Source organism: Chryseobacterium sp. 2P (genome assembly GCF_059579425.1).
The window spans coordinates 1532170-1556310 of sequence record NZ_CM184194.1 but is presented as its reverse complement, the minus strand read 5'-3'; the positions used below and the strand labels follow the sequence as shown (position 1 = coordinate 1556310).

The 24141-nt window shown below is 35.2% G+C and carries 18 protein-coding genes and 1 pseudogene; 5 read left to right on the top strand and 14 right to left on the bottom strand.

What is annotated here, in order from left to right; genetic code table 11:
• Positions 1-3 precede the first annotated feature (3 nt).
• The 8 genes and pseudogenes from AC52CF_RS07080 to AC52CF_RS07045 form a co-directional block, all read right to left on the bottom strand.
• On the bottom strand, positions 4-384 hold the full coding sequence (locus tag AC52CF_RS07080) for a hypothetical protein (protein ID WP_375182282.1): 381 nt from the start codon (positions 382-384) through the stop codon (positions 4-6).
• Between the two features lie 117 nt (positions 385-501).
• A complete protein-coding gene (locus tag AC52CF_RS07075) occupies positions 502-1005 on the bottom strand; it encodes a GbsR/MarR family transcriptional regulator (protein ID WP_271247797.1) in 504 nt (167 codons plus the stop codon).
• Positions 1006-1125: 120 nt separating this feature from the next.
• Positions 1126-2574: a T9SS type A sorting domain-containing protein gene (locus tag AC52CF_RS07070; RefSeq protein ID WP_496518211.1), complete on the bottom strand. Its 1449-nt coding sequence runs from the start codon at positions 2572-2574 to the stop codon at positions 1126-1128.
• A pseudogene (locus tag AC52CF_RS07065) lies at positions 2569-2940 on the bottom strand (thrombospondin type 3 repeat-containing protein); the annotation flags it as partial. The gene AC52CF_RS07070 and the pseudogene AC52CF_RS07065, both read right to left, overlap by 6 nt.
• A 490-nt stretch (positions 2941-3430) precedes the next feature.
• Complete coding sequence (locus tag AC52CF_RS07060; protein ID WP_496517991.1) at positions 3431-7999, bottom strand: TonB-dependent receptor plug domain-containing protein; 4569 nt, start codon at positions 7997-7999, stop codon at positions 3431-3433.
• A gap of 3 nt (positions 8000-8002) precedes the next feature.
• Positions 8003-10774: a TonB-dependent receptor gene (locus AC52CF_RS07055; RefSeq protein ID WP_496517990.1), complete on the bottom strand. Its 2772-nt coding sequence runs from the start codon at positions 10772-10774 to the stop codon at positions 8003-8005.
• Between the two features lie 99 nt (positions 10775-10873).
• A complete protein-coding gene (locus AC52CF_RS07050; protein ID WP_496517989.1) occupies positions 10874-11998 on the bottom strand; it encodes a TonB-dependent receptor plug domain-containing protein in 1125 nt (374 codons plus the stop codon).
• A 12-nt stretch (positions 11999-12010) separates the two neighbouring features.
• Positions 12011-12529: an RNA polymerase sigma factor gene (locus AC52CF_RS07045; RefSeq protein ID WP_336732372.1), complete on the bottom strand. Its 519-nt coding sequence runs from the start codon at positions 12527-12529 to the stop codon at positions 12011-12013.
• A gap of 512 nt (positions 12530-13041) precedes the next feature.
• On the opposite strand from AC52CF_RS07045, the gene AC52CF_RS07040 reads away from it, so the two are divergent.
• Positions 13042-14244, top strand: a complete 1203-nt coding sequence (locus AC52CF_RS07040) for a C1 family peptidase (protein ID WP_496517988.1) — start codon at positions 13042-13044, stop codon at positions 14242-14244.
• Positions 14245-14679: 435 nt separating this feature from the next.
• Positions 14680-14841, top strand: a complete 162-nt coding sequence (locus tag AC52CF_RS07035; protein WP_496517987.1) for a bacteriocin-like protein — start codon at positions 14680-14682, stop codon at positions 14839-14841.
• A 211-nt stretch (positions 14842-15052) separates the two neighbouring features.
• Here AC52CF_RS07035 and AC52CF_RS07030 read toward each other — a convergent pair whose 3' ends face one another.
• Positions 15053-16114: an NADH:flavin oxidoreductase gene (locus AC52CF_RS07030; RefSeq protein WP_496517986.1), complete on the bottom strand. Its 1062-nt coding sequence runs from the start codon at positions 16112-16114 to the stop codon at positions 15053-15055.
• Positions 16115-16494: 380 nt separating this feature from the next.
• On the opposite strand from AC52CF_RS07030, the gene AC52CF_RS07025 reads away from it, so the two are divergent.
• Positions 16495-16884: a winged helix-turn-helix transcriptional regulator gene (locus AC52CF_RS07025; protein ID WP_116099935.1), complete on the top strand. Its 390-nt coding sequence runs from the start codon at positions 16495-16497 to the stop codon at positions 16882-16884.
• Positions 16885-16893: 9 nt separating this feature from the next.
• Here the strand turns inward: AC52CF_RS07025 and AC52CF_RS07020 are convergent, their stop codons facing one another.
• From AC52CF_RS07020 to AC52CF_RS07010, 3 genes are all read right to left on the bottom strand, one after another.
• Positions 16894-17676 carry a hypothetical protein gene (locus AC52CF_RS07020; protein ID WP_496517985.1) on the bottom strand — a complete coding sequence of 261 codons (783 nt, stop codon included), beginning with the start codon at positions 17674-17676 and terminating at the stop codon, positions 16894-16896.
• Positions 17676-17891 carry a hypothetical protein gene (locus AC52CF_RS07015; protein ID WP_496517984.1) on the bottom strand — a complete coding sequence of 72 codons (216 nt, stop codon included), beginning with the start codon at positions 17889-17891 and terminating at the stop codon, positions 17676-17678. The genes AC52CF_RS07020 and AC52CF_RS07015 overlap by 1 nt, the downstream gene beginning before the upstream one ends.
• 135 nt (positions 17892-18026) lie before the next feature.
• Entirely contained in the window at positions 18027-20459 is a 2433-nt protein-coding gene (locus AC52CF_RS07010; RefSeq protein ID WP_496517983.1) for an alpha-ketoacid dehydrogenase subunit alpha/beta, read from the bottom strand.
• 134 nt (positions 20460-20593) lie between these two features.
• Between AC52CF_RS07010 and AC52CF_RS07005 the strand changes: the two genes are divergently transcribed.
• Together AC52CF_RS07005 and AC52CF_RS07000 are read left to right on the top strand one after the other, a co-directional pair.
• Positions 20594-20890, top strand: coding sequence for a hypothetical protein (locus tag AC52CF_RS07005; RefSeq protein ID WP_228427557.1), 297 nt, complete (start codon positions 20594-20596; stop codon positions 20888-20890).
• A 194-nt stretch (positions 20891-21084) separates the two neighbouring features.
• Entirely contained in the window at positions 21085-21882 is a 798-nt protein-coding gene (locus tag AC52CF_RS07000; RefSeq protein ID WP_214590250.1) for a hypothetical protein, read from the top strand.
• Positions 21883-21934: 52 nt separating this feature from the next.
• Here the strand turns inward: AC52CF_RS07000 and AC52CF_RS06995 are convergent, their stop codons facing one another.
• Together AC52CF_RS06995 and AC52CF_RS06990 are read right to left on the bottom strand one after the other, a co-directional pair.
• The gene (locus tag AC52CF_RS06995) at positions 21935-22912 is read right to left on the bottom strand and encodes a polyprenyl synthetase family protein (RefSeq protein ID WP_271161704.1); all 978 of its coding nucleotides are present in this window, start codon (positions 22910-22912) and stop codon (positions 21935-21937) included.
• A gap of 69 nt (positions 22913-22981) precedes the next feature.
• Entirely contained in the window at positions 22982-23860 is an 879-nt protein-coding gene (locus tag AC52CF_RS06990; RefSeq protein ID WP_496517982.1) for a hypothetical protein, read from the bottom strand.
• Positions 23861-24141: the final 281 nt, after the last annotated feature.

Here is a 24141-nt window from a genome sequence, read left to right as displayed (position 1 = left end):
AAATTATTTCTCCGTTTTATTCTGTTGCATCGTTTTAACATTATAAAAGCCATAAATCAGATAGTAAATATTAAAAAGTACGCCTCCAATGCCCATGAAACTTACTACAAAATCCATTCTGGAATCATTAAGATATACCGCACCAAAATACAGGATAATGAAAAACAGAATAACGCCATAAAAATAGTAACGGTGAAACCTGCTTTTGCTAAGTGAAACTCTCAATAAGAAACCTATAAGATTGGAAATCCCAATATAAAAAAGTGCTATAAAAAATTCTGTTCCGGGTGTTTGTTTGAAATAATCAGCGATAGCACACGAAAAGAATATAAGGCTGATAACTGTCTGAAATACTGCTTCTCCTGTTAAAATTTTGCGTTCCATGTTTTAAGTTTTTATTGTTATTATATTTTCAATAATTTTTGAAAGTTAATATGAAATAAAAAAGGAAAATTTCCCTTTTATATTCATCCTGTTCGTTTCGTTCAGACTAACAAACGATTACTTCAGTAAATTCGTAATCTTCCCAACCAGCCAATGATCGTCGCTTTTTATCGCGAGATCCATGATATTGTTGATTTTCCCCGTTACAGAACTGAAATCGTCCATTAATTTAATGAACTCTTTCGCTCCTTCAGAATCTTTATCTTCAATATTTTTCAGTTCTTCCAGAAAAGAAATAACGGGCTCAATTTCTCTTTTTCTACGTTCTTTTGTAATCTGCTTGAATAAAAACCAAACGTCTTTTTCAGCAACAAAATATTCTTTACGGTCGCCTTTTACAAATTCTTTTCTTACAATTCCCCAATCCATCAGAGCACGGAGATTCATATTGGCATTTCCTCTTGAAATTTCAAGCTGCTCCATAACCTCATCGGTAGAAAGCGCTTTACCACTTGCCAAAAGCAGCGCATGAACCTGCGCCATGGTACGGTTGATCCCCCAATTGGTGGCAAATGTACCCCAAGTCTGAATGTATTTTTCTTTAGCTTCTGAAAGTTGCATTTTGTATTGCTTTTGATTTCTGATACAAATGTAATAATAATTTTCGAACTTTCAATAATTTTTGAAAGTTTATTTAAAATAAAAACAGACATCCTTTGAGAATGCCTGTTAACACTAACTTTAATTTTTTATAATTTTAAATACGTCCCATTGTTTTCCATATAAACATCTCATTAAATAAACACCTTGAGGATAGGAAGTAATATCTATTTTATTATTTCCTTTTGGTAATTTTCCCTGTTTGATTAAAATTTTACCACTGAAATCATATAGGTATAATTCATCAATCTGTTTATTCGACTGTATATTAATTAATCCTTTTGTAGGGTTTGGATAAATTTTAACCTTTGGATTTTCTTCATTTTCAAGTTCTACCTCAATTTTTTTATTAATAAATTCATTATTAGAAGGCTTCTGACAAGAAGGTATTGTTGAACGTTGCAGAATAAGCCTCAACAATAAATCATTTAACTTTTCCACTTCGTAAGAATCTGTTGTTGGTTCGATGTGATGATTTCCGATTCCACTGTGGTTGGTAAGGAATGTGTAGGTTCCGTTTGTAAGCAAAGCAAACGTTCTCATAATATATTCCGTTTCTCTGTCTGTATCACTCGCTGCCAAAGGAATAATTGTAATTCCTTTTTTTGCTGCCAGTTTTATTTTATTATATATTTTATTAATATTTTCTTCAGAATAATGTGGGGATGCATCAAGAATCAGAAAAATAATTTTTGTAGAATTTTCTTTGCTCCAGCTAAGTTTATCAATTGAAGAATCCAATGCTTCAACAACTGCTTCAGGAGTATCTCCACCTCCATTAGCATTTTGTTTTTTAATAAAATTCACCAAATTTTCAGCTCTGTCGGAAAAATTAAATTCACGCGTTACATATTCATCACCATGATCTCTGTAAAATACAGAACCGTAACGAACATCTGTTGTATTCTGAAGTTTTTTTTCAACTTTTCTCAATACATCCAATAATTCTGCCTGTAAATAAGAAATCTCATCCCCCATCGATCCTGTAGCATCTACAACAAAAGCTAAATCTAAATTTCTTTTTTGAAGACATGGCGCATCTATTGTAATTATATTTTCACCCTTTTTAAATAAATTTGCTTTAGCTGACAAAGTTTTTCCTTTATCGTCTGTTATATAATATTTCTTCGATAAAGATTGATAATCTATTCTTGGAGCGATCCATAATTCTGCGTTTCCTTTATTATCCGAAACTGCTTCCCAAATAATTTCTTTCTTATCATTCAACAACCTTAATTTCTTACCAATAACTGGTTTTTTGTCTTTATTAACCAACTGAACAGAAACCCTTTTATCTGGGAAAAGTTTCCATTGATTTTTATATTCTGATAAAACAGGAACCGCCATATCCTGCCAGTAATTCCATTTTGAGAAATCATTTACTTCTCCTGCTGTAAGTTTCCCTGCATCCGGAAATTCTTCATAAATTTTTGTTTTCTTACCTTTTGCTTTGGATTTACTAATCTTTACACCTGATATCGATTTTGCTCCCGCAGCAGATAAACTTCGCGGTGAAGACTCAATTTCCATAGCCACAACCGATTTCGGTTTCGGACAGCCGTTATATTCCGGTAATCCGGGAACGGTAGGACACGCATCGTCTTTATCCAGAATTCCGTCGCCATCTGTATCCGGCCAGGGACAGCCGTTGTTTTCCGCAGGTCCTGCAACGGTCGGACAGGCATCATCTTTGTCTATTATTCCATCTCCGTCCGTATCCGGAAAAGGGCAGCCATTATTTTCTACAGGTCCTGAAAGCTCTTTGCATTGATCATCTTTATCGGGAACACCGTCGCCGTCCATATCTGGGAACGGACAACCTTTATTCTCTATCGGTCCTGCGATTTCCGGACATTTATCTTTTCGGTTTTTAACTCCGTCCTGATCTTTGTCTTTTTCGATGCTTAATTTTTGGGTCTCTTTTTGCTGATCTGCCGCTGTTTTGGTTTTACAGCCCATTACCAACATCAAAGCCAATATGGTAGTTCCTAGTTTTTTCATATGTATTATTTTTCTGAAAATATAATCATTTTCCGTTTCTCTGTTTTAAGGATGCAGATTTTCGGAAAAGTTGCAGTGAAGTTGATATTTTTTTGTTAAAACTTCACCCTCTTCATTTTTATAATTTAAACTAATTTCAGAATTAACCGCAAAAGGGACAAAAGAAAATGTTAAAGCGAATTTCCGGAATAATCAAAGCACTCAAAAGAATAAAAATCAAAGATTTTTAAAAACTATGGTGAGCTTTTTCATTTATAATAATCAACTTTAAATAAAAAATTTAGCAGATCTTTTGTGACTTTTGCGGTTAAATAAAAAGTTTAAGCAGATTTTTTAATTAAATATAAATCAAACAGTTAAAAATTCAACAATTTTAAAACAAACTTTAAGGCTGAATTCTGACTTTTATCCCTTCATTCCAAAATTTTGCTTCCGGCATATAATAAAGGTATGCGTTGCTTGCTTTTCCTGTATATTCTCCTGCAAATTCCACTTTAAGATCCAGATTGATGGTTTTTATTTCGTTGGCATCAAAATGTTCCCAATACAGAACCAGATAATTATCAAAAATTTCGTAATAGGAAACCTGTTTTTTATCCAGAAGATCTTTCAGCAAGGCATTCTGTAAAGTTAATCCTGACGGAATTCCGATTTTCGCGGTCACCATTGGAAGCTGATTGTTTATTTTATTCTGAATGGTAATTATCATTCGGTCTGTCTCTCCTGTTTTTGCTGTTTCAGATTTTAATTTTGTGTTCATAATTAAAGGAATTTCTGCACTTTTTGGAGCTTTTAACGTGTAATATTCGTAATCCAGTTTATAAGGAAGTCCTCTTTGTGTAGGATAATTGACGCTGATTGTATTTTCTCCGTTTTTAAAAGCAGAACCCACCGAATTATTAACCCCGATTTCAGCTCCGTTTATTTTTATCAAAGGTTTTTCCGTGCCATATAATCTTTCATTTTTGGCGAAAAATTCTGATAATGCTTCCAAAGCCAAAGTCGTTGCCTGAGTGGAACCGAAGCCGTAATACCCATTGAAATTGATTAAATGATCTGCAACTTCAGCAATTTTTAACTGGCTCAAATGCTTATCTTTCTGCAAAGCCATCAGATAAAGTGATAACGTTTCCGCATTTGCAGAAAATCCTCCGGAACCTGTAAAAGTGGTTTTTGTTTTTAAACTTTTCCCTTCAAACTGATTATTTAAAATTGCTATCAAGTCTTTATACTGCTGATTTTTGCCCAGATCGGAAGAAATATTTGCCATTAAAGCCAACTGATATGCATCTTTTGTCGCCAAAGCACGTTTCAGATTAATTTCGTAGACATCATCCAGATTTCTGATCCCGGTTTTAGACAGCGCATACAAAACATACATATTTCTCGACCACGCAAATTCAGAATACGGACTGTTTTTTTCATAGTTTCTTCTTACTTCAAACATTCCGTTCTGATTTTTTTTAGATAAAATAAAAGACGTAAGATCCTGAATGATTTTAGGTTCAATATTCACATATTTTTTCAGATCTCTAAATTCAAGCAATGCAAAAGCAGAAAGTGCAACATCCGATTCCGAAGATCCGAAGTAAGTGAATCCGCCGTCGCGGTTTTTATAGCTCAGCATTTTCTGATATCCTTTTTTCATATTTCTGATGACCAGACTTTCGGTTTCCGGTGTAATTCTTTTAATCTGTTTTAAATAATCCAGAATGAAAATATTTGGATAAACCGTTGAAGAAAGCTGCTCAAAACATCCGTAAGGTTCTCTTTTCAGGCGTTCCATATTTTCAAACATCTGCAATGCATTGTTTTCATACACATAATAGGACGAGAAGAAACTGCCTTCAATATAATCCGGAATATCAATTTTGAGGTCTTCTGTTTTGTTATTGATGACTGAATAGCGGTGCGGAAATCCTTTTTCGTCAACTTTAAAAGGAAGGATCATAGTTTCTCTGAAATCTTCTGATCTTACGGTAAACTGAATATTTGATTCCACCACTTCATTGGTCTGGATTTTCACAAATAATCTGCCCGATTCCAAAGGTTTCAAGGTAATCGCGCTATCTGATTGTACCACATTCACACGATTCGGAACAATAACGTCCATCATTATCTTTTTGGTTTCCGGAGAATTGTTTTTAACCACCACCGGAATCATCATCTGATCTGTTCTTGTAAGATATTGCGGAAGTTTCGCATCTATGGAAATCAGACTTTGAGCCGCATAAGTTGTTTCATCACGCCCGATTAAACCTGAAGAGGAAATTCCTTCTGTCATGATTCTGAAAGTAGAACTGGCATCGGAATTATAAAATTCAACCTGTGCTTTTCCGTTTTTCCCTGTTTCCACTACAGGATTCCAATACAGAGTTTCGCGATAATCGTGTCTGTAAGAAGTGTTTGTCGTTTTGTAGACAGGATAAGAAAAATTTCTTGTGTATTCGTACGAAACCAGACTGTCATTGGGAATATTCACCAATGCATAATATGATTTCGGGGTTACGTCAAATTTTATCTGAGTGCGAAAGTTCTTCAAAGAATTAATGACGATCACACCATTTGCACCTCTATTCCCATAAATGGCAGTTGCAGCGGCATCTTTTAAAATTGTTACACTGTTGATATCACTCGGATTGATGACTGTTTTAAAATTTTCTACAGGAACTCCATCCACAACATACAGCGGATTTTTATTGGCAACAGAAGCATTTCCCCGGATCTGCACATTGAGATCACCTCCCGGCTGATTGGTGGGAGTAATAACAAGTCCTGAAACTTTTCCAGCCAAAGAAGAAATAATATTCGGATTCTGCAGTTCATCCTTTTGAACAGAAACAACTGCTGCAGTTGTTTTATCCTTTAAAGAACTTTGCGAGAAACCTACCACTACAACCTCTTCTATATTTTGAGATCTTATGGTATCACTTATCATTCTTCTTCTTGAAACCGATCGGGAACGTTTGCTTTCGGAGGAAGATTTTGTTCTTTCTGTGGAAGCCGTTTTCGGAATTTCCTTTTCAGCCTCTTCACGCAGTTTTATTTTACCTTCTTCTTTTACGGTTTCTTTTACAATTTCTTCTACATTAATATTATTCAGAGATTTTGCAGCCAAAGGATTTATTGCCAGTCTGTAAGATAAAATCCGGATTTTCACCTGCTGTTTTGGCTCTACAGATTTCGCAATCAGCTTACTGGAATAATTTCTGTTGAGATCATAAAAATAAAACAAGCCGTTTTCTGAGGTCGTCTGTTTTAAGATTTTACCGTCCTCAAGGAAATACACATCGGCTTTTACAGGATTTCCTTTTTCATCTTCTACAATTCCGTAGATGGGATTTTTCTTTTCGGGAAGATATTTGTATTTTCTGTTTTTGATAACTTCGGGAGTCATTTCAAAATATCGGTAACCGTTGGTAAGCATCACCAAATCGAGGCTTTTGGTTCTTTTTTCTTCTTTTTTATCGAAATAAAACTGTGGTCTTTCAATTTTTCCTTTCAGCTCAGAATCCATCAGCAGCCACGAAAGAATATGATTCTGCTTATCGTCTGCATACGTCCAGAGTTTATCATCCACAACGCTCAGAGCCAGATTTGCGGGAATTGGTTTGTTATTTTCGTCTGTGGTTTCGATATTCAGGATCACTTTTTCTCTCGGAAGATAATTTTGTTTTACCGGTTTTACTTTCACATTCATCTGTTTGTTTTCATTCGTAAAGACAATGCGTTCTGCCAAAGGAATATCACCTTCAAACACCGTAAATCTACAAATACCGATCGGAAGTTCATTTTCCGGAAGTTCTAATTCATTCAATCCTGTTTTTAATGAAATGATTTTGCTGTACATTTCTTTCTCCCGGAAATTTCCTTTGAGAATAACATCTTTTTCATCTGCTGATTGGATTTTAAAAACAATCTTCTGATTTTCTTTATTGATATTGAAAACAATCCCTTCATCTTTTGCCATCGGAAGCGGATAAACGCCTGAAATATTTTCAGGTTTCAAAACTTTTGCATAATAATTTTCACCTTTTTGAGGGGTTAAAATAAAATTTCCCATTCCGAAATTATACGTTGTAGTTTCAGTAATTTTCTGATGATTTTGATTAAAAATTTCCAATGTGGCATCGACTGGTTTTTCAATTTCATCCAGAATTTTATAGGCAATATTCTGTTCAATTCCATTAATGAAAGTTCCGCCTTCCGGCATGAATTTCACGTCAAGCTTATTCAGTACCATCGGAATATTTCTTGAAATGGATTCTGTAAAACCATCGAAATTGATTTTAATGGTTAACAGCGCATCGGAAGATTTTAAAACAGCCGGAAGTCTGAATTTCAGTTGATTTTTCCCTTCTTTATCCGTTGTCAGCTTACCCTCTGAAATCTTTTCACCGTTATGCATTACCGTGTAATCTCCTTCATAAAAAGGAATAGGAAGATTGCTGAGACTTCTCATCGAAAAATCGGCAAGAACCTCATCTCCTGCTCCATATCCTTTTTTGGGAAACTCCAGTTTCATCAGAATTCTTGGCGAAACAATTTTTTGGAGGGTAATTTCTTTCTCGAAAGCATTTTTTCCGTCTTCATTCTGCATCCAGTTGGTGAAAGCGCGCAATTTGTATATTCCGCCCTTCATGTCGCTGTTAAAATAAAAATAGCCTTCCGAATAGCCATTTGTAATTTCGTATTTTGCTTTTTTTACGACCGTTCCGCTTGGATCAGTCAATTCAAAATTGACGGCTTTGCTCTGATCGGCGGGAAGATTATTTTCTGCCTTTACCGTGTAAATTTTAAAGTACATTTCCTCACCGGGTTTATAAAAAACATGGTTAGTCTGGATGTACGTTTTTTCTTTTTCGAAATTTTTAAACGGTTCCTGAGCTTTTGAAAGAGAAGCAAAAACCAGAAAAAATAATCCTAAAATAAATGTTGTAACCTTGAAATTCATACCTTAAAATTGAAATGAAACCATACAGCCAAAAGTTTTAAACGACGGAAGATTGAAAAAATCCAGTCCTCTTCCGTTTTCCGAATCGTAGAAATTCTGATTGGAATCTACGCCACGATTCGCCTGCCAAAGAAGGATATTATTCACATAGAACGTAATTCCCAACCCTTTTTTAAATTGCCCGACATCGAATTTTGCTGTTAGAGAAACCGCATTAATTCTCACATAATCTGCTTTCTGAACATAGTCTTCCGCAACGCCCAAATATCCGTATCTCGTCCATCGGTTTTTAGAAACGTCCTGATTGGGATCGTAAAAATCAACAGGAATCTGATTGGGATTTCCTCCGGAATTTACTCCCTGAAAAACATAATTTTTAATATTTCTGTCATCTCCGGAAGTCTGGGAACGTCCGTAATAATCGAGAACAGCCTGAGTTCCGTTCCAGACCTGTCCGCCTTTTTTCCATTCCCAGTTGATGTCTAAAGTGAGCATTTTATAGGTGAAATTATGATTGAATTTAACGACGAAATCCGGTGTGGGATCTGCAATTATTTTAGATCCGTCCGCTTTTTTTGGATAACCGAATTCATCAATAATCAACGCTCCGTTGTTATTTCTTTCGAAATAACTTCCTACAACCGCTCCCAGAACTTCACCTTCCAACAATGTTTTGTAAATGTCTTTAAAACCTGAAACCGCTGTATTATGATATCCCGAATTTACCCGATCCACAATATCTCTGTACTTAAAAAATGAAGCTTTCTGGCTCATCCTGAAATCTGAACCCAAATAAACATTATCAAAAAAGAAATTCACTTCCAGTCCGCGGTACGTATGATCTGCAAGGTTTTTCAGTTTTAAATTGCCATTTTCAAAAACCGGAAAAATATCATTGCTGATTTTCCGTTGAAAATATTCTGCTTCAATGCCTAAATTATATCTTGAAGTCAGCCTGAAACCCGTTTTCCATTCTTTGGAATCAATATTCGACAGATTTTTAAAGGTTTCTACTTCCTGAACCGGGAAATACTGATTGGAATTCTGCGCATTCAGCAAAGTGGTTGCGTAAGAAGCATACGATTTTGTGATTTCCGGCTCCGAGCTTAGCTGAGTGTAGGCTCCTAAAATTTTAAAATTGATATTTCTCCAGTTGAATATTTCTTTAAAAGTAAAATATGCACCCACTTTAGGAAGAAAATAATTATTTTTAAGCGAAGTATTTGATATGTAGAAAGAATTTCCTGCATTCAGTCCCATTTCAAAATCCCCGTAGCCATCATAATTTAATCCGTATTCAAAGATATAATCCTGCGAAGTTCTCTGATAGATGTGGTTTTTACTGTTCAAAGTATTATCAATCTCCGATCTGTTGTTATTGACAATAAAATTGAGATTAAAACGATGGTTCCAACGATATTCATTTATCGAATATTCTCCTGAAATACTGGAATTATAGAGTTTATTGTTTTGCTTTCTCCCATTTCGCAGACCTTCGGGAAAACCATACGTCCAAGGTTTATAACGATCCAGATTCAGGAAAAAATCGTTTTCATAAGATTGTGTGACATTTAGTTTAAAACGATACCAGTCCCGCGAAATTCCGAAGTTGAACTGTCTTCTTTTATCTCTTGAATTGTATTGATTATCATCATAAAATAAAAATTCAGGATTGTCTGCAAACTTGCTGTAGCTTCTCTGGGAACCATCGGTAAGAAAAATCTTCTGAGCATTGGAAAAAGAAACCGGCGTAAGTAAAGAATTCTGATAAACTCTGTTGAACAACCCAATCCTGTTGGAATTTGTCGCTTTATTTTCTTCATATATAAAAGCCGCATTTATATTAAATTTTAAAATTTTCGAACTTAGTTTGGTTTTAAAAGAATTCAGAATACTGTACTGATCCATGAAATACATCTGATCTTTCTGCTGTCCGAGATCCAGCGAAATCCGAAATTTTTCATCATAAGAGTACTGATGATTTTTGAAAAAAAGATTCAGCCTCAATTGATTATTGTACCCAACTGTTGTTTTAAAAATGTCGTTATCATAAGCTTTCGCAGGAGAATTTCCATTTATGAGAGGAATGAGTTTTCCGTTCTGATCATATTCATAAGGCTGATTATCCAACTGCAAAGTCGAAATATCCGGTCCGAAACTGAACATTTCATTGGTTTCGGGACCTTTCCAAACCAGTTCTCCGTTTTCAGATCTTCCCTGAACATATTGATTCTGGGTTTTCGGAACAGAATTTCTGCTTTTTACTTCCGCTGAAGTGGTAAAACTTCCGTTTAAAAACAAAAATTTCCGGGTTCGTCCTTTTAAACTGATGAGATTCTTATCGATTTCTTTTAGGTTTCTGATAGAATAATAATCAAACAAATTAACTTTCAGGTTTTGTCCTGAGTTTTCTATACTAAATTCATTTTTCCGCTCTTTTGAAACCAAGCTGTCGTACGTATTATTCTGAATATTTTGAACACTTCTTTTCTCTATCTGGTTTTCCAAAATAGTTTTCAGCTCACGGGTTCCGTATACAACCGCTTTGTTTTTACCGTTGTTCCAAACCAAAGTATCGTAATCTTTTGCAGCGATGATGGCAAAACCTTTTTCATCGGTAAGTTCATAAACTCCGCTGTTTTTGTTCAGAACCTTTAAAAAATTCTGTGGCTTTTCTTTTTCGTTTAAAAATATTCCGGAATAATACCGTTGAGAATTCTGCGCGAAGAGGCAGTTAACCGCAAGCAGCGGAAGCAGACAATACAACTTCTTCATGGTATTTTTGTTGATTAAAAGGCGAAAAAAGAAACCTCCGAAGAAATTTCTTTTTTCAGATTTATATTGAATGAATATTAGTTTTGGAGGTTTAGAGAGCTACTTTTTCAGCAGTTTTTCTTTTTTAAGCAGTCTTTTCAGCATTCTTTTTTCTTTTCGGGAAATGTCTTTTGTTTCCACCAGAATGGCTCCGTTGGCAGCTTGGTTTCCGAAAAGAGAAATCGCTGCTTCTCCTTTAAATACACGGATGGATTCTATTTTTTTGGGATCAATTCTCTTGAAAATTTCAGAGTCTGTTGCCTTTCCGTTGATAACGAACAGCGGACTGTTATTGGTTTTGGATGAACCTTCACAACTGATCGAGATATCCACTTTTCCGGAACCCTGTCTTCCCGAAATTGAATTGATATTCACGCCTGAAGCTGATCCACGAATTGAGTTTACTGCTTCTTTGTTCCCTATCTTATTCGCCAAGCCCTGATAATTTCCTGCAACAGACTGTTTTGCCTGAAGATATCCTTTATTGTACGCCAGAATTTCAGGTTCCTGAGAAGATTCTTTCAGATCATACGGATTGGTAGAATAGACTGCTTCTGCGGTATCTGCAACAGCATTAAGATCGGTGAGTTTCTTTTTCAGTGATGAAGATGAATCCAGAGAATTCACCATTGAAGCTTTCTCTTTTTTAATTCCCATCGCAATTACCACTTCTGTATTTTGATTTTTTGGAACCTCCTGAATTATTTTATCGATTTTTTCAGGAATTTCAGGTGTTTCGTCATGTGCTGGAGAAGCTGCCGGAACGGAAGAAATTACCGGAAGTGGCGTTACAATCATATAAGCTGGAGCTTCAGCAGCCATCGTTACAGAGGGTAAAGTTTCCTTTTGAATATTCACCTTTATGGTACTGTCCATTTTTTGAATATGTTCTGAAACAGCAACAGAAGGTTTGTTTTCGGAAATTATATTTTTTGCAATAATTTGTTGGGTTACTTCCGTATGTTCTTTTTTATTGGAAAAGTAAAAGATCGCAGATCCGATTAATAAACTTGCAGCAACTCCGTAAGGAAACCATATCGGAACTATTTTACTCTTTTTTTCTTCTTTTCTGTCTAATTTTTCTTCCACTTTTGCCCAAACTTTATCAAACCCAGGAAAAGTCGCAGGTTCTTCCAGTGTTTTAGAAGCCTCGTTGAATGTTTTATCTATTGAATTGTTTTCCATTGTTGTAAAAGTTTAAATGTTTTGATGAATCAAAAGTTCCTGAAGTCTTTTTCTGGCAAAATTGAGCTGGGATTTTGAGGTTCCTTCACTGATTGAAAGCATGGCTGCAATCTCTTTGTGAGGGTATCCTTCAATGGCAAAAAGGTTGAAAATGGCTCTGCAGCCTTCCGGGAGAAAGTTTAAAAGACTTAAAATATCTTTTTCAAACGATACATTTTCCAGTGCAGAATCTGTAGAAACGGCATGATTGTCTTCTAAAGAAATATGCAGTTCTTTAGTGGATCTTATTTTTTGCAGGCACTCATTTACTGCAATCTTTTTCGCCCACGCTTCAAAAATCTCGGGATTATGAAGCTGGTTTATTTTTGTAAAAATCTTATAAAAAGCGTCTGCCAAAACTTCTTCTATATCTTCATCGTTTTTCAGATACCGTTTGCAGACAGTATACAGTTTTCCCGCCATCCTTTCGTAGACTTTCCGCTGCGCATTGCGGTCGTTCCGTTGACATTCTAATAGTAACTCTCGTTCCATAATCAGGCTTTATATCTACATAGATGCATAAAATTTCAAAAAGGTTGGAAACATCATCAACTTTTTTGAAAAAATAATAAATTTCAGTGAAGGCGGCAAATAAATTTAAGAACGAAAGCACCTGTAAATCAAGTCCATACTTCACATTTTTGAAATATTTTCTTTTTTTATTTTTTTTAAATTATTTTCACAAAGTTTATGATATCGCAATTATCCAAATGTAGTAGAAAAACTGTGGTCAGATTTCAGGATGACAAATTTTAATGGTGTTTACAAATGTTGAAATGAAGGACTTCTGCCTTAGCCGTGATTGAGCGGTCTGTCTGAGCTCTTTTTGGGTTTTCGGCGGCGGCTTTGCCGCCGCCGAAACCTCAAAAAATCGAGTAGCGAAAGCGCGAAACAGCTCCTGATAAAAAACTTTTTCATCGGAAAACCGAAGATTCGATTTAACCTTTGCCTTTGTAACAAATCTTTAACAGGAACGACTATTCGTATAAATAATCTTTTTAGTAATGAAAAATTCAAAATTTGTGTCATTACTTTTTGTTTTGTCTGCAGGAAGTATGATGTTTGCACAGGATGACTTAATCAACAAGTTAAAAAACAACCAATCCCAGAATGCTAATTTCCAGTTTACCACGCTGAAAGATGTGGGTGCAACTTCGGTAAAAAATCAGGGATCTTCGGGAACCTGCTGGAGCTATTCGGGAAACTCTTTCCTTGAATCTGAGATGCAGAGAATGGGCAAAAAACCTGTTGATCTGGCGGAGATATACACTGCAAGAAATTCTTACCACGATAAAGCCAAATTATACGTTCTGAATAACGGCGCGATCAGTTGGGGAGACGGCGGAGAACTGCACGACGTGATTAATATGTATAAAAAATACGGAGCGGTTCCACAGGATGTTTACACAGGTTTGAAGCAGGGGCAGAGTTTGAATAATTTCTCTGAAATGCAGGGAAAATTGAAGCCTGTTCTGGACAGCTTGGTTCAGGCTGGTTCTAAAGGAAAACTGACGGACAACTGGATGTCTTCCGTTGATGCCATTCTGGATGAATATCTTGGAAAAGTTCCTGCCAACTTTACATATGAAGGAAAATCTTATACGCCACAAACTTTTGCGAAAGAGGTTGTAGGAATCAATCCGGAAGATTATGTAGAACTTTCTTCTTATAAGGATTATCCGTATTACCAGAAATTTGTAGTTCCGATTCCTGATAACTGGAGCCATGATTCTGACTGGAATGTACCGATGAAAGATTTAACGGCAATTATAGACAATGCTGTAAACAAAGGATATTCTGTAGGTTGGGCAACGGATGTTTCTGAGCCTTATTTCTCTTATAAAAACGGGGTTGCTTATGTTCCGGACATGGATCTTGACCAAATCACAAAAGAAAATAAAGGAACTTTATTCACAGAACCTAAAAAAGACAAAACGATTACTGAAGATATGCGTCAGAAGGCTTTGAATAATCTTTCTACGACTGACGACCACGGAATGCACATCGTAGGACTGGCAAAAGATCAGTCGGGGAAAGAATATTATATGGTGAAAAATTCCTGGGGTGTAACGAATGATTTTGAAGGGTATATTTATGTAACAAGACCTTATGTAGAATACAAATCGACAGCAATTCTGGTTCATAAGGATGCGCTTCCAAAGTCAATTAAAAAGCAACTGAAACCAACAAAAAGTATTGGTCTCTAAATGTGATCACTTTTGTCATTATTGATGACAATTTTAGATATTTAAATCTGTTAAAAACCGTTCTCTTTTTTGGGAACGGTTTTATTTTGTTTATTCTTTACATTTAAAAAAGTAATAAAGTATTGCAATTAGCTGATTAAAGCTTTCAAATTCATATTGATTTTTCTTAATTAAATATGAAATCTTAATGCTAAAAATATCGAAAAGTTATTTTAGTTTTTAGAATAGCTTTTTATTTAAACCATTAAGGTTTTACAGTAAGGAGTTAAGAATGTTAAGTTAGCTTTGCTTGTTTAAATGTCTCGGTAATTTTCTTTTAATCAGGCTTAATTTCTTAAAGGTGAATTGGAAAAAGTAGATTCATTTTTTTAGGGTTGTTTTATTTTTTCATTTAGTGGAGAAATATTATATTTGGTAACGAACAAAATTATTCCTATGAAAAATCTAAAAAAATTATCAAAATCTGATTTGAAAAAAATCAACGGAGGAAATGCTCCGGAATGTCCAGCAAACACTGTTGAGTGTTATTATCCACCAAAAAATGGAATTCCGGGATACTGGAAATGTGTTTCCGTTACTTTCGGATGTCCTAATTAAATGTAAATTCAGGTGTCTGAAATTAACGTTATTTTAAATCTTTAGAATATTTAAAAGAAAAAACCGCTTCAGAATCTCTCCTGAAGCGGTTTCGTTTAAAATAATTGATAGGTAAAATTATGTAGAAAGTGAATAGTTAATTCGCTTTGCTGGTTAATGAATGGTTTAATAAAAACTGGCAGCAAAGCAATTCACCATTGACTTTTGACTTTTAATAAAGTGTTGCCATGCTTTCGGCTTTGAAATCCTGAAGTTCGTCCATTTTTCCTTCTTTTACTTTCTTTACCCATTCAGGATCCTGTAAAAGTGCACGACCAACCGCAACCAGATCGAAATCTCCTCTTTCCAGTCTTTTCGTAAGCTCCGTTAAATCTGCTTTTTCAGTTCCCTGCCCTCCGAAAGCCGCCATAAAATCTCCTTCAAGACCTACAGAACCTACAGTAATGGTTGGCTGTCCGGTAATTTTCTTTGCCCATCCTGCGAAATTAAGATCAGAACCTTCGAATTCTGCTTCCCAGAAACGTCTTTGAGAGCAGTGGAAAATATCAACTCCCGCTTCTTTCAATGGCAATAACCACTCTTCCATTTCTTCCGGTGTATTCGCAAGTTTTGCAGAATAATCCTGCTGTTTCCATTGAGAAAGACGAATAATAATCGTGAAATCTTCACCAACCGCCGCTCTGATCGCTTTAACCACATCAACCGCAAATCTGCTTCTCTCTTTCAGCGTTTTACCACCATACTCATCGGCTCTTGTATTGGTTACATCCCAGAAAAACTGGTCGATAAGATAACCATGCGCTCCATGAATTTCCAACACATCGAATCCCAGATCTTTCGCAGATTTTGCAGAAGCGGCAAACTGAGCAATTGTATCCTGAATATCTTCCAACGTCATTGTAGAAGCTTTTTCCATCTCAACTGAAGGATAATCTTCTGACATTCTTGTGTCTCCGACGTGCCAGATTTGTGGTCCCATTTTTCCTCCGTTTTCATGAACTGCATCGATTACATTTTTCCATCCGTTCAATGCTTCTGTTCCGTAAAAATCCGGGATATTCTGTAAGTTTTTTGAAGCAGGTCTGTTAATGACCGTTCCTTCAGAAAGAATCAATCCCACTTCCGAAGCCGCTCTTCTTGCGTAATAATCTGCAATTTGCTGCGTAGGAACTCCGTTATCGGATTGTGCTCTCGTCATGGGAGCCATTACGATTCTATTTTTTAGTTCTAAATTTTTGTATTTAAAAGGTTTAAATAATGATTCTGTGCTCATCTTTAACTTATTATTTTATAATTGTTACACAAAGTAACTAATAATAGTTCATATTTGTATCTTTTGGATTGAAAAAAGTAGTAACTTTGCAGTAACTTACATTAGTAACTTTAAAGTAACAGACGAGATTTTGCAAGCAGATTGGATTTTAATTTTTATTTAACCATAAACCGAAGATTCGACAGAGTAAAAAGGAACACAAGATAAGCGTATGCTTTATTGTAAAGTTTATTCATAAAAATGCATAAGGTATATAAGCTTAAATCCTTTGTAAACTCTTATAAGCAAAGCGCCTTTGTGAAGCTTAAGACAGTTAGAAGATAGAAATCCTTGTGAACTTCGTGTTCAACAATACGAATAAAAATTAGAAATACACCTTTATGAAAAAGAACGAATTGATGCAATACAGCTGTCCTTTGGGAAAAGCAATGTCTGCTCTGGGTAGCAAGTGGAAACCGATCATTGTATTGGTGATTAAAGACCGTAAACTGCGTTTCGGAGAATTGGCAGCAAGAATCAATGTGATCTCCAGAAAAGTTCTGACCGATCAGTTGAGAGAAATGGAATCGGACGGATTGGTAATTCGTGAAGAGTTTAAAGAAATTCCTCCAAGAGTTGAGTATTCACTCACAGAAAAAGGATTGGCGCTACTGCCGATTTTGTATCAATTGGAAGAATGGGAAACGAAATATCATGTGTATGATCCGGAGAAAGAGAAGGATTGCAAAATGATTTTGGAAGGGAAGAAAGTTCAGAAGACGGTTGTTTGATGGCCTTTTTTATTGTATAGTTCTTGCTACAACAGAAATTAAATTTCCAGAACTATCAAACGTTTCATCTAATTGGATAAATGTCAAATTTAAATTTATTAAATCTGAATATTTGAGTATAATATAATTCCCTTTTATATCCTTATATGAACTACTTGAATCTGAAATAAGTTTCCTTTGTGCGTTTGTGACTATAAGTAAATCTAAACCACCATCTTTAGCTAACTGATAATCAGCGAGAACTCCTTTATAAATAAATGTTTGATCATTAACATTTACTAATGCATCAATATGAGTAAAGTCAACATCCTCTACAGTATCATTCTGTAAAATGTGAGAATTTTTTTCAAAATTTAGTAATCTTGCAGTAATAATATAATGCCAAATATTTTTGTATTTTAAAATATCATAGCTCGTATCTAAAGACTCTGATAAAACATATTTTTTTAATCTATTACCAATTAAATATCCGATAGTATTAATCAGAATTTGATAAATTATAATAGCAATTTTATTTTTCTCAATCGTTTCAATTGATAATTTTATTATATCATCATTTGAAGATACTAAACCTAAAAGAATATCAAACTTAAAGTCATAACTAAAAAGGTATATTATAGGATAAGATAATAAATAAAGAATAAGACTTGGGAAAAGAGTATTTATCAATAAATTATAAAAATCACTTGTAGTGTATTGATTAGAAAATTCTCCAGAATAGAACCCTTTAGCAAATGAGATCCCAGGAAGAATAAGAATCAAAAGGATAATTCCACTTAATGCAATATCCACTATTTCGAAGTTTCTAATTCTTCTTTCGTAATTGGTTGCTCTAAATTGATCTTTTCAGATACTCCATCTTTAGCAGCAGCTCTAATAGCAGAAATAATATTAGTAGAGTCTGTTTTACTGTGAAGCAATATCCTCCCAAGAGCACTACTAACAGCAACTCTTCCTGTCGACAAATCTCTTCTGCCTAATAAAGATTTCTTAATATTATTTTTCATATATCAAACTTAAGAATTTTATTTTTAATATCCAATTCCTTCATTTTAAAATAAATAAATTTAAATCTTATTAAATAATAACAAAAAAACCGCTCTCAAAAAGAAAGCGGTTTCAAGATTTATTTAAAATCCCAATTAAAATATCGCAGGATATTTCTGAGGATTTGTTTCGTTAAACATTGCATAGATTTTTTCAACCATATCATCCGCAGAAGGTTTGCTGAAATAATCTCCGTCACTTGCATACGCAGGTCTGTGATCGTTTGCGGAGATCGTTAACGGATCAGAATCTAAGAATCTGAACGCTTTTTGTTTTTCTAGAATCTGCTGAAGGATAAACGCTGAAGTTCCGCCTTCCACATCTTCATCAATCACAACCAATCGGTTTGTTTTCTTTACAGATTCAGCGATTTCATTTGTTAAATCGAAAGGAATTAATGACTGAACATCAATCACTTCCGCAGAAATCCCTAATTTTTCAAGTTCTTCTGCTGCCTCCATTACAATTCTCCACGTAGAACCGTAAGTAACCAACGTAACATCTTTTCCTTCTTTTGTCACCTCTATTTTTCCGACTGGAACAGTGAACTCACCTAAATTATCCGGTTGCTTTTCTTTTAATCTGTATCCATTTAAACACTCAACGATTACAGCCGGATCATCGCTCTGAAGCATGGTGTTATAGAATCCGGCAGCCTTGGTTAAGTTTCTCGGAACCAATACCAGAATTCCTTTTGAAAGATTCAGAATTCCCGCCATCGGAGAGCCTGAATGCCAGACTCCTTCCAGTCTGTGACCTCTCGTTCTGATGATAACCGGCGATTTCTGACCGCCTTTTGTTCTGTACTGAACGGTTGCCAGATCATCGCTCATTCCCTGTAAACAGTACAGAATATAATCAAGATACTGGATTTCAGCAATTGGTCTTAAACCTCTCATTGCCATTCCGATTCCCTGTCCTAGAATGGTTGCTTCACGGATTCCGGTATCGGCAATACGAACATCACCGTATTTTTCCTGCATTCCTTCAAGTCCCTGGTTTACGTCACCGATATTTCCGGCATCTTCACCAAACACCAAAGTTTCAGGATATTTTTCAAATATTTTATCGAAATTGTTTCTTACCACTACTCTTCCGTCCACATCTTCAGAAGCGTCGGAATAAATGGGCTTAATTTCCTTTACGTTTTCCGCTTTCCACTGAGACTGAGAATATAAATGAGAAGAATAATTGTCTTTTTCAACTTCAAAAATCTCGTTGTATTTCTGCATCAGTTGGTTTCTTTCCGCAGAATTCGTTCCTCTTGTTGCCAGTAAAGATTTTCTTACCAAATGGAAAACATCTTTCTTTGCTTTTGAAACGAGTTTATTGAATTGGCTGATGTAATTTTCAATTTCAGCATTCTGACCTTTAAGATTTTCAACCAAAGGCAAAACAGAACCGATTAAATCTGTAATTGTTTTCTGGTAATTTTCCCAAGCCTGTTTCTGACCTGTTTTTACCGTTTTTTTCGCTTCATTATCAATAACATCAAGTTCTTCTGCTGTTGCCAGAACTTCTTCTTTTCCTTCAATTTCGATGGAATAGTTTAAAATCCATTCTCTGAATTTTACCAATCCGTCAAACTGAGATTCCCAAGCCAGACGCTCTTCATTTTTATATCTTTCGTGAGATCCTGAAGTGGAGTGACCTTGAGGCTGTGTAACTTCAATCACATGAACCACTACCGGAACGCTTTCTACTCTTGCAAACTGTTCTGCTCTAGCATAAGCATCCAAAAGTGCAGGATAATCCCAAGCTTTCACCTGAATGATTTCACATCCCTGGTTTTCTCCTTCTTTTCTCTGGAAACCGCTCAGCATTTCAGCGATATCGGCTTTTGCTCTCTGGTTTTTCGTAGGAACAGAAATTCCGTACCCGTCGTCCCAGATCGAAACTACCATTGGAACCTGAAGCGCACAAGCCGCATTCAGTGTTTCCCAGAAATGACCTTCCGCTGTAGAAGCATCCCCGATTGTTCCGAATGCAATCTCATTTCCTTCTCTGGAAAACTTTTCAGAGCCTTCGAATTTTACGGTTTTATAAATTTTAGAAGCCTGAGCCAATCCTAATAATCTAGGCATTTGTCCTGCAGTAGGAGAAATGTCGGAAGAGATATTTTTCTGAGCCGTTAAATCTTTCCAGCTTCCGTCTTCATTTAAACTTCTTGTTGCAAAGTGACCGTTCATCTGTCTTCCGGCTGAAGCAGGTTCCCTTTCCACGCTAGTATCTGCATACAATTGTGCAAAAAAACTTTCAACAGTCAACGCATTTACAGCCAATGCAAAGGTCTGATCTCTGTAATATCCCGAACGGAAGTCTCCATCTCTGAAAACTTTCGCCATTGCAAGCTGAGGAAGCTCTTTTCCATCCCCAAAAATACCAAACTTAGCTTTTCCCGTAAGAACTTCTCTTCTTCCCAAGTAGGACATTTCACGAGAAATCCTTCCTAATTTGTAATCTTCAAGTATCTGATTTTTAAAATCTTGAAAGGAAATTTGCTGTGTTTCAATATAGGTTGTCTGCATAGCCAAATATTAAATATTTTTATTTTGAAGTATTTTGCTAATATACACTTTTTAAATTAATTTTAATTTTTAATAATTTTTTTTAAAAATTTGATAATAAAATAAATTGTGTTTATCTTGGAATAAATTTGTAAATGATGGAGAAAAAATCGTCTCATATCCTTAATGCATCGAGTAATCTTCTGGGGTTTTCTCTGGTCATTATCACTTCATTAAAGATATCAAAAATCAGCCACAGTACGCATTTGGACGAGTTCGCCGGAGTTGCCTGTCTGTTTTTTGCCTTCAGCTGCTTTTTTTCTTTTCTGGCTATAAGATCGAAACATGAAAGACGTTCTTTCAGATTTGAAACTATTGCGGATTATTTATTTTTAATCGCTTTATTTTGCATTGTTCTGGCTGTAATTATTGTGACAGTGAAAATAATTTAACTTTAAATAAAATAATTAATATTCAATTATATTTAAATTATCATCAATAATAAACAGATAAAGCCAAATAATACATATAAATTAAAAATTATTAAAAATTATTAATAATTTATTTAATATTTTAGCTTAAAATTCACAAATAACACGGCATACATTTTGACGATCTTGAAAAAATTCACAAATTTAAAAGGATCATGAAAAAATCATTATTTCAGTCAGTTGGCTTATTCTTATTCTGTGCCCTTTCAGGAACAACATTCGCACAAGTAGGCATAAATACGGGTAATCCTCAAGCCACCTTTCATGTAGACGGCGCCAGAGATAATGCAGCCTCGGGAACGCCGACTGCTGCACAGCAATCTAACGACGTAGCCGTTACTTCATCTGGAAATTTAGGTATCGGAACTGTTGCTCCCACAGAAAAATTAGATATTGTAACAGGTAATGCGAGAATTCGAAACATCAATTCAAACGTTGGCATTGGAGGAACAGACAGAGTGGTTGTTGCAGATGCAAACGGTGTTTTAAAAACTATAAATTTCAATGCGTACTCGTTATTTCACGCAAGGCTAACCGCTAATCAGAACGCCAATTCCTCTATTACAACTTTATTATTCGGTACTCCTCTATCAACTTCCCCTTATTATTCTTACAACACTACTACAGGAGTTTTAACATTCAATCAGGCAGGAAATTATCTGGTTACTTTACAGGCAAGCTTTGTTAATGCTCCGGCAGGAACTCAATTGCTGATTGGAATAAGACCGGTTCCGGATGCTGATTATTTAGGACGAGGCAGTCATTATAATGCAGTGGCAACTTCAGGTTCGGTGGGTGAACTTATGAATTATACAACACTGCTTGTGATTCCAACCGCAGGATATCAGGTTCGTTTTACGGCAGCTCCGAATCAGAACTGTACTGTTTTGGCGACAGAAACGGGAAGTACGGGAAGCGGAAATGTAACAAGCGTAACAATTCAGAAGATTTAATCAGCGTCTTAATAAAAAAATAAGCCGGAAAATCCGGCTTATTATATTTTATTTAAAATTTTCTTTCAATTACGTAATCAAGCATAATCCGCAATGATTTTTTTGCTTCAGAATCGGGAAATTCGTTCAGAATATCAATTGCTTTTTGCTGAAAGTCTTTCATTACGGTAATCGCATACTCCAAACCTCCGGAACTTTTAACAAAATTAATCAACTCTTTTACGCGTTTCTGATCGTTATTGTAACGTTTAATGGTATTGAAATAGTATTTGCGGTCTTTCTCGTTTGCTGTTTTCAAAGTATGGATCAGAGGCAGTGTCATTTTCTGCTCTTTGATATCAATTCCTACAGGTTTTCCGATGACGTTCGATGTTAAATAATCAAAAAGGTCGTCTTTGATCTGGAAAGCCATTCCGGTATAAGTTCCGAAATCCATCATTTTTTTAGCCAGAACTTCATCTGCATTATTCGATAAAACGCCGATTTCGCAACACGCAGCAATTAAAGTCGCTGTTTTCTGACGGATAATTTCATAATATACATCTTCCGTAATATCCAGTTTTCTGGCTTTTTCCAGCTGAAGAAGTTCACCTTCAGACATTTCGCGGATGGTTCTTGAAATAACACCTAATAAATCGTAGTCTTTATGATCTGTAGATAATAAAACAGATTTGGATAAAAGATAATCCCCTACCAAAACAGCAATTTTATTTTTCCACAACGCATTAATTGAAAAGAAATTGCGACGCTTAAAACTTTCATCCACCACATCATCATGAACCAGAGTTGCGGTGTGAATCAGCTCGATCATGGAAGCTCCACGATATGTTTTTTCGTTGACATCGCCGACTAATTTTGCACAAAGAAAGACAAACATCGGACGCATCTGTTTTCCTTTTGTGGTAACAATAAAACGAGTGACTTTATCTAGTAAAGGTACTTTGCTCTGCATGGATTCATAAAACTTCTGCTCGAAAAGTTTCATTTCCTCATTGATCGGTCGCTTGATTTCTTCAACGGTGTTCGCCACAATCTTTGAATAAGAGATAAATTATTAATTCCCACAAAGATAATTTTTTTCGGGCAATTTTAAGAGAAATTAATCTTTGAGTTTATCTATCGGAATAAAATACAGGCTTTGTTTTCCTCCGCCAATCGGAGAATGAAATTTTTCCCCCGAAATATAGATTCCTGTTTCATCAACGGCAATTCCTTCAATTTGTCCAATAGATAAAGCACTTCCCAGATAATAATGTCGTGGATTTTCTTTAAAAAAAACTCCGGATTCAGCTTCATTAAAAATATCTAAAAAGACTTCTGTATTCTTTGTATAGCCTATCAAATAAAGCTTTTTATTAAAATAAAAAGCATCTGTTACCATAAAACCGGTCTTAAAAGTTTCTGTTTTCTGTGCTTTTTGCTTTTCTGAAATTTCAGGATCGATAATGTAATGTGTTGTTGATTTTGAACCCCATTCTTTTGTAAAGAGATGAATTTTACCATTTAAATAAATCATCGCTTCCGCATCGAAGTCCGTTTCGGAATATTTCGGAATAAATTCCTGCTGTTCGGGATATTCGAAGGAAATTACTTTTACAGAATCGTTATTTAATGTATTATTTTCAAAAGGAACTTTATAAATTTCGAGGTCTTTTCTTGTTCCGCCGTTGTTTCCGAAATCTCCGATGTAAAAGTTTTTACCGTCGTTTGTAAGTGCTTCCCAATCTTTATTTTTAGCGTTGATTTGTACGGTGCCGATAATTTTTCCTGTTTTTTTATCCAATTCGAAAAGTTCGGGAGAATTTCCGCTGTCGTTAAAAGTATACAGTTTTCCGTTGATTAGACTCAGCCCTGAAGTTTCTTTCACTTTATCATCCAAATAATTGACTCTGTACTTTCTGATTTTGAACAGATCCGCCTGTTGGGAAAATGAGACTGTTGAAACGGTAATGGCAAATATGATGAAAAGCTTTTTCATGCGGTAAAAATATTTATTTAAACACAAAGGCACTAATTTTTTATACTAATTTCACTAATACTTATGTAGAATTTTATATGCTTTTCGTAGTTTTGAACATAATAAAGTTGAGTAATTTTTTTAACACAAAGCTCGCAAAGATTTTTTTATTACTATTCGTTTTTAAGTTCGCAAAGGCGTATCACTTAACTAAGATAACGAAGAAGAGATTGAATTTAAATTTAAGCAAACAAAAAAGACGAGCAAGCCCGTCCTAATTTATTGTATTTAAATTCAAATAT

Excerpts from the sequence above, each read along its gene's own strand:
- AC52CF_RS07010 (WP_496517983.1), bottom strand. The coding sequence starts at position 20,459 with ATGCAGACAACCTATATTGAAACACAGCAAATTTCCTTTCAAGATTTT.
- AC52CF_RS07050 (WP_496517989.1), bottom strand. The coding sequence starts at position 11,998 with ATGGAAAACAATTCAATAGATAAAACATTCAACGAGGCTTCTAAAACA.
- AC52CF_RS07005 (WP_228427557.1), top strand. The coding sequence starts at position 20,594 with ATGATGGAGAAAAAATCGTCTCATATCCTTAATGCATCGAGTAATCTT.
- AC52CF_RS07015 (WP_496517984.1), bottom strand. The coding sequence starts at position 17,891 with ATGAAAAATAATATTAAGAAATCTTTATTAGGCAGAAGAGATTTGTCG.
- AC52CF_RS07045 (WP_336732372.1), bottom strand. The coding sequence starts at position 12,529 with ATGGAACGAGAGTTACTATTAGAATGTCAACGGAACGACCGCAATGCG.
- AC52CF_RS07055 (WP_496517990.1), bottom strand. The coding sequence starts at position 10,774 with ATGAAGAAGTTGTATTGTCTGCTTCCGCTGCTTGCGGTTAACTGCCTC.
- AC52CF_RS07070 (WP_496518211.1), bottom strand. The coding sequence starts at position 2,574 with ATGGAAATTGAGTCTTCACCGCGAAGTTTATCTGCTGCGGGAGCAAAA.
- AC52CF_RS06990 (WP_496517982.1), bottom strand. The coding sequence starts at position 23,860 with ATGAAAAAGCTTTTCATCATATTTGCCATTACCGTTTCAACAGTCTCA.
- AC52CF_RS07060 (WP_496517991.1), bottom strand. The coding sequence starts at position 7,999 with ATGAATTTCAAGGTTACAACATTTATTTTAGGATTATTTTTTCTGGTT.
- AC52CF_RS07035 (WP_496517987.1), top strand. The coding sequence starts at position 14,680 with ATGAAAAATCTAAAAAAATTATCAAAATCTGATTTGAAAAAAATCAAC.
- AC52CF_RS07025 (WP_116099935.1), top strand. The coding sequence starts at position 16,495 with ATGAAAAAGAACGAATTGATGCAATACAGCTGTCCTTTGGGAAAAGCA.
- AC52CF_RS07000 (WP_214590250.1), top strand. The coding sequence starts at position 21,085 with ATGAAAAAATCATTATTTCAGTCAGTTGGCTTATTCTTATTCTGTGCC.
- AC52CF_RS07080 (WP_375182282.1), bottom strand. The coding sequence starts at position 384 with ATGGAACGCAAAATTTTAACAGGAGAAGCAGTATTTCAGACAGTTATC.
- AC52CF_RS07040 (WP_496517988.1), top strand. The coding sequence starts at position 13,042 with ATGAAAAATTCAAAATTTGTGTCATTACTTTTTGTTTTGTCTGCAGGA.
- AC52CF_RS07030 (WP_496517986.1), bottom strand. The coding sequence starts at position 16,114 with ATGAGCACAGAATCATTATTTAAACCTTTTAAATACAAAAATTTAGAA.
- AC52CF_RS07075 (WP_271247797.1), bottom strand. The coding sequence starts at position 1,005 with ATGCAACTTTCAGAAGCTAAAGAAAAATACATTCAGACTTGGGGTACA.